The organism is Streptomyces sp. NPDC006602 (assembly GCF_042870385.1).
Classification (GTDB): domain Bacteria; phylum Actinomycetota; class Actinomycetes; order Streptomycetales; family Streptomycetaceae; genus Streptomyces.
This window is the reverse complement of record NZ_JBIAHG010000069.1, coordinates 1-14,076: the sequence shown is the minus strand read 5'-3', so window position 1 is coordinate 14,076 and position 14,076 is coordinate 1. Positions and strand designations below refer to the sequence as shown.

Genomic DNA, 14,076 nt, shown 5'->3' with positions numbered 1-14,076 from the left:
AAGAGAGGCAGACGTACGAGGTCTTCGCATGAGCCATGCCCTCAACCCTAGAGATCTCCCTGGGGGCCGACCAACGAATTGAACAGATCGAGAGGCCAGGCAGGAGTGTCGGCATGCCTTCCAGACTCAACTGGCCAACTCGAACGCTCACTCGCCAACTGAAGTACTCAGTCACACACGGGCCCCGCGGTGTGTTCGGGGAACGGCCTCTACAGGTCGAAGTCGAGGTGCTCGATGTCCGTGAAGCGGACCTCCTCCAGGGAGCCGGCGCGGCGGCCGCCGTCCTGGAAGTAGACCTCCTTGAGCGCTTCGGCGGCAATCTCCTGCAGGCGCTGGTCGGTGGCGCCCTGCTCCTGGGCGTCGAAGAGGCGGGCGGCGTACTGCGGCGGCAGGGCGACGGTCAGGTGCCGGATGCGGTCCTGGTCCGTCGACCCGATCGGCGCGGTGTAGCCGAGCCGGGCGCGGGTGTCGATGACGATGCCGCCAGTCGTCGCCGCCTTCTCCCGGGCCTTGGCCCGGATCTGCGGCTGCCAGCGGGCCTTCACCTCGCGCTCCAGGCGCGCGGCGAGGTCGGGGCGGGGCTTTTTGATCTGGTCCTTCACGTACCGCTCGACGGTGCGCTGGGAGATCCGCAGCATCTGGGCGACCGCCTTGGTGGTCTTGAGCTGCTTGACCAGGTACCGCATCTGCGCGCCCGCGCTCTTGGGCGCCGGGCGGGTGAACGCCTTCTGCATCGCGGCTTCCAGGCCGTCCCCGAACAGGGTCATCGTCGCCCTCTCCTACTCTCCGCTGTCGGCGTCGGTGACCGTGCCGTCCTTGATGTAGCGGGCGAGGTTGAGCTCGGGGGCGTTGAACCGCTCGCGGACCTCTTCGCCCCACAGGACGCTCTGGGTGCCCTCGTGCTTGACCAGGCCCGGGTTGATGCCGAGCTTGAAGCCGCCGGGCAGCGGCTTGCCGTCCCGGTAGGGCAGGAAGTCCAGCGGGCTGGTGCCGCCTGCCGCGTAGACGACGCAGTCGGACAGGACCGCGACCGGGTACTGCCCCGTGAACGCCGCATGCTTGACGATTTTCCGGTGCAGGTTGATCCGGGTCCGGGAGATGACCGCCGCGCGGATGTCGGGCCGCCAGGTCGGGCGGGACAGGGCGCGCCACGGCTCGCCGGGCTTCCAGCCCTCGCCGCGTGGGCGCTCGCGCAGCTTGCCCAGGCCGCCCTTGACCGTCGCCTTGACCGCGGAGACGACGATCGCCAGCTCGGGGTCACGCTCCTTGTAGCCGTCCATCGCGGCGAGGAAGTCCGCCGGCGCCATGTCCGCGTGCACGCCGAGGTCGGCCATCGTGGCGAGGAAGGCGTCACGCAGCCGGTTGTACCAGCCGTCCAGATAGCGGCCATTCTCGTAGCGGACGTACGCCTCGATCGGCGTGACGTCGTAGCCGAGCTCCACCGCGTAGGCCACGGTCGGCGTCGCGTACCAGGCCGGGCCCTGCGGGTGGTCGCCCTTCGGCGTGAACGGGCTGGGCAGCAGACCCGCGTCCAGGTCCGCCCACTTGTCCTTGCCGACCTTCACCCTCGACAGGTCCACATGGGAGAGGTCGACCAGCCACGAGCCGGGCAGCTTGGCATCGAACACCGGCGCCTTGACGTGCGTCGGCGCGCCGAGGCCAACGGTCAGGCCGTTGGCGCCGGCGGCGAAGGCCATGTTCACGTCGATGCCGACCAGGTGCCGCAGGGTGCACTCGGCATCCGTCATCGGCCGCGCCCAGTCGTACGCCTCCTCGAACAGCTTCTCCCCGGGACCGCGGACGTGGAACCGCGGCAGGTCCGCCAGGAGCGGGTGCCCGTCGGGGGCCTCGCACGGCGCGCAGTCGACCGGCTCCTTGCCCAGGCTGCCGGGGTTGTGCTCGGAGTGCCGCTTGCCCGTCTCATCGGGCTCGGAGGCACGGGTCGGCGGGTGCAGCGCGGTCATCAGCTCCAGACCGGTCACGGCGGTCGATCCGCGCGGGGTCATCACCCGCGACGCGTACACACCCAGCACCCGGGCGAGGTCCGCCGGCGCCAGCTGGGCGGCCTCGCCCCAGTGCCGGGTGTCCAGCGCGTGCCAGGACGGGATGCACAGCTGGACACAGGCCCGCTCCGAGCCCTGCGCGGGGCGGTAGATCCGCGCCCACGGCCCGAACCCGCGCTTGGTGAGCTTCCACTCCGCACGGACCAGCTGCTTGATGACCTTGTGGCCCTCCGGAATCCGCCCGGCATGCCGCTCCTCATCCGTGAGAGCGACCGGCAGGCCGAAACGCTTAAGCGCGGCCTCGGTGAGCACGAGCAGCGGGTCGGCGTCCTTGCCCGGACCCGACAGCTTCGGCGCCCCGAGCCTCGCCTCCTTCAGCGTCCAGTCCACCAGGGACGGGATGCTCTTGGCGGGCACGTCCAGGACCAGGCCGCCCGTGCAGTACGCCAGCACCTGCCCATCAGCGTCGACGTCGACGACTGCCAGCGGACCGTTCTCGAACCGCGGATCCGTGCCACCGGCCGGGGTGTTCGCCGGGGCGGCCTTCCGCGCGACCGGGCGGCGCGACGTCGACGACGTCGGCCTGGTGGTGCGCGCCGGACTGGGCGCGGCAGCCGGAGGCACGGCGTTGGCGGCGGGGCGGGTCCGGGTGTTCTGTTCGGTCGTCATGGCCGCAGCCTCGGGCGCCGCGTCTGTGGGCACAGGCTGCGCCTGCGGAGCCGGGGCGGGAGCGCTCGAGAACGTCTCCGGGACGGCCGTGCCCTCAACGGGTGCCGTGGCGTTGGGGTCGGCGGGGTAGAGCTCCGCGAGCTTGCCGAGCAGTCGTGCGTACGCCTCGCGTTCCGGTGGCCGCGGCTCGGTCTTGCCGGACTCCCAGCCGCTGACGGTTGCCCGCCGAACGTCCAGGGCTGCGGCCACTTCGTCCAGTGTCAGGCCGTGTGCCTGGCGCAGGCGCTTGCGTTCCGCTGGCGGGGGCAGCGGAGACCGGGACGCAACCAGCGCATCGATCCGATCGAACAACTCGGACATCGAACACCTCCTGAGCACATCCTAGCCCAAGAACCGTACGGATAGCGTACCTTTGCCGTACGGAATGCGTACGGCTGGTGTTCTAGGTATCGGCGGCGGCCGTGGCCCTGTCCCAGGTGGCACCCCCTGCAGGCCGGTCCCACAGCGGCAGCCCTGGACAGCGTCCTCACGACTCGTGCCGCATCTCGAAGTCGGCCTCGGTGCGCAGGGCGTGCTGGGCCTGCGCGGCGTGGACCGTCCGGAAAGAGCGGCCGCAGCGCGCCGGGCATCCCTATCCTCAGCTTTCCAGAGTCCGGCCTGCCCGATGTGGTCTGCGTGGAGCAGCGACCAGTGCCCTCTACCTGGAACAAGCGGCGGGACGTGGCAGTGGGAGAAAGCGATGAGGAGGTTGCAGCAGGGCAGCCTCGGTCCAACGAGAGCCGCGGCCTGCTGAGAGGGCTGCTGCAGCAGTTCTGGCTGTGCCGTCAGGGCCCCGGGCCGGCCGACTGCACCGGATAGGCGAGTGAGCGTGTGCGTGGAGTGTTGCGGGTGGTGCCGGTGGCCGGTGAGACGACGTGGTCGTTCCTGCACCGGGTCGCGGCCGCCTACGGGCTGCAGGCCAGCGACCTGACGGCGTGGTGGCGGTGGGTGAATCCCGTGCATCGAGGGCGCGGTGTGCGCCCGGACGGCGAGGTCCTTCTCGATGAGGTGGCGCAGGAGCAGCTGGCCGGCTGGTGCCGGGTGCCGGGCGGGCATCTGGCGTGGGCGTTGCCGTCGTGGTCGGCCGGGCCTGCAGCGCTGGCCGGCCGTGGAGGTCTGGGGCAGGGGTGGGCGCGGTGGCGGGTGGGGTCAGCGGAGTGGGGGCCGGTGGTGTCCGGCTGCCGGCTGTGTGCGGCTAGGCGCGACCCGGGTGCGGGGCGGGTGTGGGTGTACCGGGCGCGGTGGCAGCGGTTGTGTGTGCGTCATGGGCGGTGGCTGCTGGATGTGGGTGAGGGGCATCCGTGGGAGTTCGCCGATGTCGGGGGCCTGGGGCGGGAGTTGGACGGTGCGCAGCGGCGTTTTGGCCGGCTGGTGCGGGCGCGCGTGGGTGTGGTGGGCGGGGAGGTGTTCGCGCTGGCGCGGGCGGTGGTGTGCGGGTGGTGGGAGCGGGAGGACTTCTGGGCGCGGGAGCGGGTGTGGGGGCCGCGTCTGGAGCAGGCGGTGGCGGCCACCTGCCGGCGGTATCCGGGGCCGGCGGGCTGGGGCGAGCGGCAGTGGCGGCTGCTGGTGCGGGACGTGGTGGTCTTTCCCGAGGTGGTGACGGTGGCGGCGGCGTTGAGCGATCCGGCGGTGCGTGGGCTGGCTGTTGGGGGCGCGGCGCCGGCTCTGGTGCGCAGGCCCGGTGGTGAGGGGTTCATGGCCGCGTTGGGTGCCCGGCTGGGACGGGACTGGCTGGGGGATGTCGAACAGCCTGATCAGACAGGGCCGTTGTCGATGTGGGTGCAGGCGGTGGCCCGCGAGCAGCGCCGGCCCGCGGGGGTGCTGCCGCCGCCCGAGCGGGGGATGTGGTGGGTGCGCAGCGCGCACCGGCCCATGGAGGTGGGCCCGGGCCTGCGTCTGCTGGCACCCGCCTTCGATACCGGCGCGGGTCCAGGCGGGGCAGCCGCGGGGGCGGGGGCGGGAGGGTGGCGGGCGGAGCCTGCTGTGCCGCGGCGTAGCGGGCACGGTCAGGGCCTTGCGCGGCGGCACGAGGAGCTGTTCGCCGAAGGGCTCGAGCACGCGCGGGCCCACGCGGCACGCGTGGGGCACCTGGCGCTCCCCCACACCGGAGCCGGTGCGGGCTTCGATCTGGGGCGGTGGCTGGCCAACCGGCGTGCCGACGCAGCATCGCTGACCCGCCGGCAGGCGGAGCAGCTCGGCGCGCTGGATGCGTGGTGGAATCCGCCCTGGCCGGTCGACTGGCAGCGGGCCTGGCACCGCGCCCGCGCCCACGTGAGGGAGCGCGGGCCGGTGCACGGCGGGGACAACCTGCAGGGGCTGCCGCGCTGGCTTGAGCGGTGGCTTCGCCACCAGATCACCCACTACCCGCAGCTGCACGACGGCCAGCAGCAGCTGCTCGCCGAGCTCGGGCTGACCGCGGCCGAGGCCGAGCGGTTTAACGCCTGGCCCGGCCGGCGCCGCCCCGCCGCCGACGGCCTGGCCCAGGCCCGCGCCTACGCCGCCCGCCACGGCCACCTCGCCGTCTCCCGGCCCACCCGCACTGACGAGGGCTTCGCCCTGGGCAACTGGCTCAACTTCCAGCGCCACCGCCAGCACGCCACCGGCCGGCCCACCCGCCTGGGCCGGCAACTGACCGCTATCGATACCTGGTGGGATCCCCCGTGGCCGGTCGCCTGGCAGCGCATGTGGTGGGCCTGCCGCCACCACCTGGCCGGCCTCCCCGACGGCCTCGCCTGGTGGCCGGGCGCACCGGATGCCGAGCAGGCCACCGCCTGGCTGGGCGAACAGCAGGACCGGCAGCCACTGCCGCACCCACAACAGCAGGACCTCGTCGACCAGCTGGAGGCACTGGCCGGCAAAGTACCGGTGTGGCAGCCGCGGATCAGCGACACCGCCTGGCACACCCTGTCCGCCCTGCTGCCCCCACCCTCGCGCACCGGCGGCCGCCGCCGCAGCGAGCGGCAGATCCTGGAAGCCATCGTCCACATCGCCTGCACCCGGCAGGCCTGGCGACGCCTCCCCCAGACCCTGGGCCCCTTCCAGGCCTGCCGACGCCGCTACCTGCGCTGGCTGGCCGACGGCACCCTGGACCGCATCACCACCACCCTGCTACCGCCCACCGACCAGGCATGGCAGCAAACCCTCGCCCACCGGCTGCGTACCAGCGCACAGGACTGACGGGCAGAGGGGGCGAGGCTTTTATGGGGGCTGGCTGTCTGGGGGGAGGGCGGGAATGCGGCGGGCCGGGCCGTGGTCGGCGGATGCGCCATGCCCAGGCGGCTGAGGAGCTCCGTGGCCGCGCTGTCAGAGGGCGAAGCCGCTTCACCGAGCGGGTCAGCTCTCCACAGCCTCCCATCACGGGGTGGCGCTTGAGGAAGTGGCCCAGTGGTCCCGCCTGCCCGCCGAGGAGCTGTCACAGATACTCGCCGCGGGCCGCAGTGAAGACTGACGCACCCAACGCCAGCCGGGCCGTGGCATTACGGTCCGCTCTGCGTGCGGCGAGCGGCGGTCGAAGAAGGGCGGCCCGGCGGCCGGAAAAGTGCAGGGGTGCGCACTGCCACCGGCGAGCCTGGGTGGCACCCTGAGCCCCGCATGCAGCCCAACAGGCTTGTCAGACACAGCAGTTGACGCGATGGGGGGTTACCGGTCGGTTCGCCTGCGCGGCAGGACAGGCATGGCGTTATGTGGAGTTCGTGATCACCGGCAGCAAGCAGGACAGCGCGCAGGCCGGCTTACCCGCGCCCGCGTCCGGCGCATGCCGGGTGCCGGAACCGGGCGCGGTGGAGGCTGAGTTCACCGGGGTGGACGGCATGCTGGTGCAGCGGCGCTGGGTTGAGGCGGCCGTGGCGGTGCGGTTCGAGCAGTTGGCGCCTGTGGCGGCGTTCCCGGTGGTGCCGGGGCGGCGGTGGGCGCCGGGCTGGTGGTGGTCGGCCACGACCGGGCGGCATGTGATGCACGGCTCGCAGGCGATGTGCCTGCAGCTGATGGTCCTGGACCGCGATCCGCAGGTAGTGGGGCTGTCGGCGCGGCCGGTGCGGCTGATCTGGCGGGATCCGGACAGCGGGCGGACTTTGACGTGGGTGCCCCAGCTGTTCGCCCGCTACGCCGACGGCCGCGCCCTGCTCGCCGACTGCCCCTCCGCGGCGGCGCCCGCCGCGGGCCGTGCCGCGCGCGCGGCCGCGGTGCTAGAAGCGGCGTGTGCCGCGGTCGGGTTCACCTACCGGCGCCTGGCGCCGCCGGACAAGGTAGTGGCGGCGAACGTGCGGTGGCTGGCCGGCTACCGCCACCCCCGCCACAGCGACGCCGGCCGCCTCGAGCAGGCGGTGCTTCAGGCGTTCACCGAACCGCGGCCGCTGATGGCCGGGGCCGCGGCGGCGGGCGAGGTCCTCACCGCGCTGCCGGTGCTCTATCACGCGCTGTGGCACGGCCGGCTGGCCGCGGACCTCACACGGCCGCTGGGCGAGCACACCCTCGTGACGCCCGGCCCGGCCACAGGCAACGGAGAGCAGGAGCAGCACGGCAGGTGAGCAGGCACAAGGTAACCGCCCCCGGCTGGCGATGTGTTGAGGTGGGCACTCAGATCAGGTTCGAGGCCCGCACCCGGCAGGTGAGTGGCCTGGTCCACGGAAGAGTGCACCTGGCCGCCGGCGACGGAGCCAGCGGGTGCATGCCGGCCGCCCACCTGGTGGCCGCCGACGGCTTCGAGGTCCTCGGCCAGGCCACCCCGCAGATTCCGGCCGCCACCGTGTGGGCGGCGCTGCAGCTGCCTGCCCGGGAGCGGGCGATGGCCTGGTGGGACGCGCAGGCGCAGGCCGAGCAGTGGTGAGTGCACCCGGCCGTCCAGGCCGCCCCGTAGCCGCTGCGAGCGGCAGGCAAGTAAAGCTGGGCGCGTATGTGACGTTCCAGGGCGGTACCTGGCAAGTGGCCGCCGTGGCCGGTGCATCGGTGACACTGGTCGACGAGGACGGGCAGACGGCTTCGGTGCTGTCCTCGTTCCTGTTCGCCGACCCAGCCTTCACCGTGGTGGGCTCCCCCAGTGCGGGAGTGCGGCAGTGGGGGCTGCTGGAATCGGTGCCCGCCCGTCAGCGGGAGCAGGCCCTTGCCTGGCAACGGCACATCCGCGAGATCGAGACCGGACTGCCCGACGGGCCCGGCAGCACCGGCGTCCCCCGGCCCGAGTACGACCCGCAGCGCACATCAATGGCCGAGCGGGAGCAGACCAAGGCCGACGAACTCACCAGACTGGGCTGGCCGCGGGTCAGCCGGGCCACCGTGCGCCGCATGCGCGCCCGCTACCACGACCAAGGGTTGTGGGGACTGATCCCGCGCCGCAAACCGTCCAGTGCGACCGGGCAGGCCGACGAGCGGGTGGTGGCCGCGGTGCTGGAGGCGCTGCGCCGCCAGCGCGGCCGCTCCAAAGGCACGCTGAAGGGGCTCCGGGAGCTTGCCGGGCAGATCCTGGCCGACACCCACGGGCCGGGCACGGTGGCACTGCCGCCGCCGTCGACGTTCAACCGGCTGGCGCGGGCACTGGCCGACCCGCTGGAGCATCCCGGCCGCCCGGCCCGCACCGCCACCGCGCCGGTGCGTCCCTTCACACCCACGGTGGCCCTGCGACCGGGCGAGCTGGTGCAGATCGACACCACCCGCCTCGATGTGATGGCCATCAGCGAGGACGGCCGTGCGGTGCGCCCAGAACTCACCATCGCTCTCGAGATAGCGACCCGCTCGGTGGTGGCGGCCGTGCTGCGCGAGGAAGGCACCAAGGCCGTGGACGCCGCCCTGCTGCTGGCCGAGATGGCCGTACCCCACCCGGCGCGGCCCGGCTGGCCCGACCACCTGCGCATGGCCCACGCAGCCGTCCCCTACGACCGGCTCCTCGCCCTCGACGCGCGGCTGGAACAGGCGGCGGCGCGGCCGGTGGTGGTGCCGGAGACGATCGTCATCGACCGCGGGCGAGTGTTCGTCTCCACCGCGTTCCTGGCCGCCTGCGAGACCCTCGGCGTCAGCGTGCAGCCCGCACCGCCCCGCTCCCCGGCTGCCAAGGGCGCCGTCGAACGGACCTTCGGAAGCATCAACACCCTCTTCGCGCAGCACGTCGCCGGCTACACCGGCCCCCACATCCTCGCGCGCGGCGAGGCAGTCCAGGACGAAGCCCGGTTCACCGTGGCCCAGCTGCAGGAACTGCTGGACGAATGGATCACCGCATGCTGGCAGCACCGCCCCCACGACGGTCTGCGCCACCCCCTCCTGCCCAAGAAGGCGCTGGCCCCGAACGAGATGTGGGGCGCGCTGCTGGGCGCGTGCGGATACGTGCCGTGGCCGCTGACCGGCACCGACTACCTGGAACTGCTGCCCGTGCGCTTCCATCCCGTCACCGGCCGCGGCATCCGCATCAACCACCGCACCTACGACCACACCCTGCTCAACGAACACCGCGGCCGCCCCTCCCCCGCCGGCGCGGGCGGCAAGTGGGAGGTCCACCTCAACCCGCACGACGTACGCCAGATCTACATCCGGCTGCCCGACGGACACCTGCACGAGATCCCGTGGATCCACCGCGACCACATCCACGCCCCGATGAGCGAGACCACCTGGCGCCACATCCGCACCGCCCTGGGCCGGCGCACAGACCGCGAGAAGCACGAAGCCGCCCTCGCGGAGGCCGCCGACCAGGTCCTGCGCCGCGCCCGGCCCACCACTGCGGCACAGCCAGCACCGCCCAAGACGACGCCGGGCACTCACACCGCAAAGGCAGCCCCCCAGGCAGCGGGCGACCAACCAGCGATGAGCCGCTACGAGGCCGAGGCCGAGGACAGCCTCGACGCACTGGAAGCCCGAGCCCAGGCTGAGGCCCGTGACGACGTCGGCGCCGACGAGCCCGGCACGCACCCGCTGCCGGGGAGCGGCGCACTCACGCTGTACGACGCCGATCAGGAGGCCGAACTGTGGTGACCCCTACCGATCCCCCCGCCCCCGGTGACGGAGAGGCAGCCGCGGGGACGGTGACGATTTCGACGCCTTCGCCCGCTTCGCCCACACCGCGCCCCCGACGCCACCAAAGCCGGGCCAGGCACCACGGCCGTTGGAGGAACGTCTGGCCTACCACTCGCAGTTCGTCACCGTGCGCACGCCGGCCATCGAGACCCTGGCACGCCAGGTCCGCACGCTGATGATCCTCGGCCGGCATCAACACGTCACCGCACGTCCGTCCCTGATCGTCACCGGGGCGGCCACCACCGGCAAGACCACCGCGCTGCTGCAGGTCGGCCGCACCTGCCACCTCGCCCACACCCGCCGCGCCGCCCCGGGCGACGACAGTGTGCCGGTGACGTATGTGCTGGTGCCGCCCGGCGCCACCGCCAAAACCCTGGCCGGGGAGTTCGCCCGCTACCTCGGCATCCCCGTCACCACCCGCATGACCACCGCGCAGATCACCACCGCCGTCTGCCACACCTACACCGCGGCCAGGGTCAAGCTCGTGCTGATCGACGAAATCCACCGGCTCAACCCCCGCACCTCCACCGGCGCGGAGGCCGCCGACTGGCTCAAAGACCTCACCGAACGCGTGCCCGCCACCTTCGTCTACGCCGGCATCGACGTCACCGCCAGCGCCGTGTTCACCGGAGTACGCGGGGCACAACTGGCCGGACGGGCCTCCCTGATCGACTGCGGGGCACTGCCCGCCCGCGCCGGCGACCGGGAGCCGTTCCGCGAACTGATCACCGCCCTGGAACAGGCCCTCGACCTCACCGCGCACCGGACGGGCAGCCTGCCCAGGCTGGCGCCCTACCTGCACGAACGGACCGCCGGACGGATCGGCAGCCTGGCCCGCCTGATCCGACAAGCCGCCATCGAAGCCATCCTGGACAGCAGCGAACGCATCACCAAAACACTGCTGGACTCCATCACGCTGGACCACCTCGCCGAAGAGCACTACCGGCCCCGCACCCCCACCCGCCGCACCCGGTAACCGCCCCCACCGCGAACCGCCCCGCAGTACGAACCAGCACCATGTGGCCCACCCCGCCCGGCGCACCGCGCGTGAGGCCGCTGCCCCGCGAGACAGCCGCCTCCTACCTCACCCGCCGACCACGACCTGCTCTGGCAACGCCTGGCCACCCGCTGAAAGACTCACGCTCCGACACTGCCCTGGTCCCAGCACATCGGCCGACAACTCACCGTACCTATAGGCGCGCCAGTTTCCCTGCGCAAAATCCGCCACCTCACCCAGCTCACTGCGCAATACAAACAACCAGCTCAGCCCACGTATCCTCCGGCGCCGGACACTTGGCTTCGCGTAAGCCTCCCCCACGAAACGAACACACCGCTCAATACAGCTGAGCAACAGCAGGCCACAACCAAGATCAATAAGCAGACACGTCAGCTACGCCACAGCCATCACCCGCGTCCAGCAGGCCAACCAGGCGCTGGACTGCTCCCTGGAGACAGAAACCGAGCAGCTCATCAACCACCTCCTCAACGGGCCGGGTACGGGGACGCGCATGTAGGATCCGCGGATTCGCTGACAATGAAGCCGCTTCGCTGACAGTGGATCGGCAAATCCGCGGTCCCGTTGACAACGGCTACCTTCAGTAGCGATCTCCTTCAAGGCCGTTTCGGTCTTCGCTCAGTGCGTTGCTCGTCCTCGGCACCGTCGCGGCGAACAACGGCTGGCGGCGACTGGAACGTCCCCTGGGAGCGGTGGAAAGCGGCCAATGCCCTTCAGCGAGCGCGCCCCCGCTCCTGCCGCGCTTCGGTCGCGTCACGGAACGCGGCCAGCGCGGCCCGGCGGCGGCGCAGATCCGCGATGTCCGCGTCCATCCGTTCCAGGTGCGTGGTCATCGTTCGCAGCACCTCTGGGCAGGGCTCGATCCCCGGCCCGGCGTCGGTGGCACACGGCAGCATCTCGCGGATGGCGTCGGTGGTCAGCCCGGCCGCCAGCATGCCCCGGATGCGTGCGACGACGTATGGGGCGTCGGGTGCGTACACGCGGTATCCGCTGCTGTCGCGGTTGGGGCACAACAGGCCCTGCTCGTCGTAGTACCGCAGCAGCCGGGCCGCCACTCCGGTCCGCCGTGACAGCTCGCCTATCAGCACTGACTCTCCTCACCACGCCGCTGACTTGACCTTCACACCGGTGTGATGGGTCAACGTACGAGGCATGCGCGATTCATTCCCCGCCCTTGCCACCACCATCACCGGAACCGGCCCAGGACTGCTGCTTGCCCATGGCGCCACCGGCAGCATCGAAGGCAACTTCGCGCCGGTCCTGCCCGCCCTCGCCGCTGCCCACACTGTCGTCGCCCCGGACTACCCCGGCTCGGGTGAGACCCCGGTCGCCGGCGCCCCACTGGACCTCGATGAGCTCACGGACTCGGTCGTCGACTCCGCCGTACGGCGCGGCGTCGGGCGGTTCGCGGTGCTCGGCTTCTCGCTCGGCACGCTGGTGGCGGTGCGCGCTGCCGTACGCCATCCCGAGCGGGTGACCGCGCTCGTACTGACCGCCGGGTTCGCCCGGCCCGACGACCACCTGCTCGGCCTCCTCCCCTGCTGGCGGGCCGAGGAGCCTCCCGCACTCCACCCTCACATCGACCTGATCCCCTCCCTCGACACCACCGGTGACCTGGCCGAGGTCGCCGTCCCCACACTGGTCGTCGCGACAACCGCTGACAGCATGGTCCTGCCCGAGGGCTCCCGCGCCTTGGCGGCCGGGATCCGGGGCGCGCGGTACACGGAGATCGACAGCGACCACGTGGTCATGGTCGAGCGGCCGGAAGAGTGGCTGAAACCGGTCCTCGACTTTCTTCACTTCCTTTCGCTTTCGGATGGGAAGGACGGTGAGGGGAAGTGAAGCTGCAGGTCGTCCTCCCGAACGAGGCCGCGGGCGCCGACCCGCGACGACTCACCGACCTGGCGCGGCAGGCCGAGGCCCTCGGCTACGACACGGCATGGCTCCCCGACCACATCCTGCCGCCTGGCGAGTACGGCCCGGTGTACGGAGGAGTCCTCGAACCGCTGGTGACCATGGGCTGGCTGGCGGCCGCGACCAGCCGGATCCGGTTCGGCACCTCCGTGCTCGTCCTGCCCGTGCGCAGTCCTTTCGTGGTGGCCAAACAGGTCGCGACCCTCCACGGACTGTCCGGCGGACGGATCACCCTGGGTGTAGGGATCGGCTGGGATGAACGCGAGTTCACCGCCGTCGGCGCCGACTTCAGGAGCCGGGCGGCCCGCACGGACGAGGCAATCGCACTGCTCCGGCACCTGTTCCGGGTTGGCCGGGGCCCCTTCGAGGGCCGCTGGTACGGCTTCGAAACGGGCGTCTTCGAGCCGCGCCCCCACGGTGTGGTGCCGGTGATGACCGGCGGTGTCACCGACGCCGCCCTGCGCCGGGCGGCCCGGTACGCCGACGTCTGGCAGGGCGTGGGCCTGGACCCGACGGCGTTCGGCGAACGGCTGGCGTACCTGCGGGCCCGTACCGACGGCCGCGCTGTGTCCCCCGGCACGCGGATCGACTGGCACGGCCCGGACCACACTGTCGGCGAGGCCGCCCGCACCGCCGAGGCCTTCCAGGACGCTGGAGCCGAGCACCTTGCGGTGCACTTCGGCGACCCGGACGGGTACGCCCGGCGGATGGCCGCCTTCGCTCGAGTGACCCGGCATCCACGCGGCTGAGGGCGCCCCGTCTTCCTCGCTCCTTCCGATACCTCAACCGGCTAGCCGATAACACACTCCGCCAGGGATGCTCCCGACAGCCTCTACCGACAGTGACCAACCACAGCGCCCAGGTCTCCCGATTGCTCACGCTGAACCGACGCGACGAGTGCGCATCGAGCGCGGATTCCGGCGTTTCCGCAGGGACCAGTGCTCACGAAATCGCGGATCCTACAGCAAGGTCCTGTAGGGGTTGGCGCGCAGACCTGCGCGCTGCCCTCCACCGGCTGGGAGCAACGTCCCGGACCCATAGGCGAGCAGTTCACTCAGGGCCGCCTCGTCGGACGCAGGCAGCCGGCTACGCCACTCCCCCAGCATCTCCCGCACGGCCTGCGCCACCGCATGCGCATGCCGCGCCAGGCCGTCGTCCAGTGAGGGAGTGTCTAATCAACGGCGGATCTGACGATCAAGGAGAAGCGTCTGATGACGGAGACCGCCGTGAAGAACGAGCATGCCGAGCGGGTGGTTGAGGCGCCGTCGAGTGCGGTGTCGGACGAGCAGCTCGTTGCGATGCTGGTTGACCGTGCCCGGAACGAGGGGCTGCAACTGACCGGCGAGGGCGGGCTGTTGCAGCAGCTGACCAAGCGGGTGCTGGAGTCCGCCCTGGAGGGCGAGATCACCGACCACGTCGGCTATGAGAAGCACGATCCGG

Annotated in this window: 9 protein-coding genes and 2 pseudogenes; 8 read left to right on the top strand and 3 right to left on the bottom strand. The window is 71.9% G+C overall.

Going from position 1 to position 14,076, the window contains the following annotated elements; genetic code table 11:
• Positions 1-209 precede the first annotated feature (209 nt).
• Both tpg and tap read right to left on the bottom strand, forming a co-directional pair.
• On the bottom strand, positions 210-767 hold the full coding sequence (tpg, locus tag ACFYO2_RS48505; RefSeq protein ID WP_388363650.1) for a telomere-protecting terminal protein Tpg: 558 nt from the start codon (positions 765-767) through the stop codon (positions 210-212).
• A 12-nt stretch (positions 768-779) separates the two neighbouring features.
• Positions 780-3,032, bottom strand: coding sequence for a telomere-associated protein Tap (gene tap, locus ACFYO2_RS48500; protein WP_388363647.1), 2,253 nt, complete (start codon positions 3,030-3,032; stop codon positions 780-782).
• 510 nt (positions 3,033-3,542) lie between these two features.
• Here tap and ACFYO2_RS48495 point away from each other — a divergent pair.
• The 5 genes and pseudogenes from ACFYO2_RS48495 to ACFYO2_RS48475 all read left to right on the top strand — a co-directional run bounded on the left by ACFYO2_RS48495 (position 3,543) and on the right by ACFYO2_RS48475 (position 10,683).
• Positions 3,543-5,888, top strand: a complete 2,346-nt coding sequence (locus tag ACFYO2_RS48495; protein ID WP_388363645.1) for a Helicase associated domain protein — start codon at positions 3,543-3,545, stop codon at positions 5,886-5,888.
• A 515-nt stretch (positions 5,889-6,403) separates the two neighbouring features.
• Positions 6,404-7,237, top strand: a complete 834-nt coding sequence (locus ACFYO2_RS48490) for a TnsA-like heteromeric transposase endonuclease subunit (RefSeq protein WP_388363653.1) — start codon at positions 6,404-6,406, stop codon at positions 7,235-7,237.
• A gap of 41 nt (positions 7,238-7,278) precedes the next feature.
• Positions 7,279-7,536 carry a hypothetical protein gene (locus tag ACFYO2_RS48485; protein WP_388363642.1) on the top strand — a complete coding sequence of 86 codons (258 nt, stop codon included), beginning with the start codon at positions 7,279-7,281 and terminating at the stop codon, positions 7,534-7,536.
• A complete protein-coding gene (locus tag ACFYO2_RS48480; RefSeq protein ID WP_388363640.1) occupies positions 7,530-9,665 on the top strand; it encodes a transposase in 2,136 nt (711 codons plus the stop codon). Before ACFYO2_RS48485 ends, ACFYO2_RS48480 begins: the two co-directional genes overlap by 7 nt.
• A gap of 50 nt (positions 9,666-9,715) precedes the next feature.
• Positions 9,716-10,683 (top strand): annotated as a pseudogene (locus tag ACFYO2_RS48475) (TniB family NTP-binding protein).
• 752 nt (positions 10,684-11,435) lie between these two features.
• Here ACFYO2_RS48475 and ACFYO2_RS48470 read toward each other — a convergent pair.
• Positions 11,436-11,810: a MerR family transcriptional regulator gene (locus tag ACFYO2_RS48470; protein WP_388363637.1), complete on the bottom strand. Its 375-nt coding sequence runs from the start codon at positions 11,808-11,810 to the stop codon at positions 11,436-11,438.
• A gap of 64 nt (positions 11,811-11,874) precedes the next feature.
• On the opposite strand from ACFYO2_RS48470, the gene ACFYO2_RS48465 reads away from it, so the two are divergent.
• The 3 genes and pseudogenes from ACFYO2_RS48465 to ACFYO2_RS48455 form a co-directional block, all read left to right on the top strand.
• Positions 11,875-12,564, top strand: coding sequence for an alpha/beta fold hydrolase (locus ACFYO2_RS48465; protein ID WP_388363636.1), 690 nt, complete (start codon positions 11,875-11,877; stop codon positions 12,562-12,564).
• On the top strand, positions 12,561-13,385 hold the full coding sequence (locus ACFYO2_RS48460; protein ID WP_388363634.1) for a TIGR03619 family F420-dependent LLM class oxidoreductase: 825 nt from the start codon (positions 12,561-12,563) through the stop codon (positions 13,383-13,385). The genes ACFYO2_RS48465 and ACFYO2_RS48460 overlap by 4 nt, the downstream gene beginning before the upstream one ends.
• 462 nt (positions 13,386-13,847) lie before the next feature.
• Positions 13,848-14,076, top strand: a pseudogene (locus ACFYO2_RS48455) (IS256 family transposase); the annotation flags it as partial.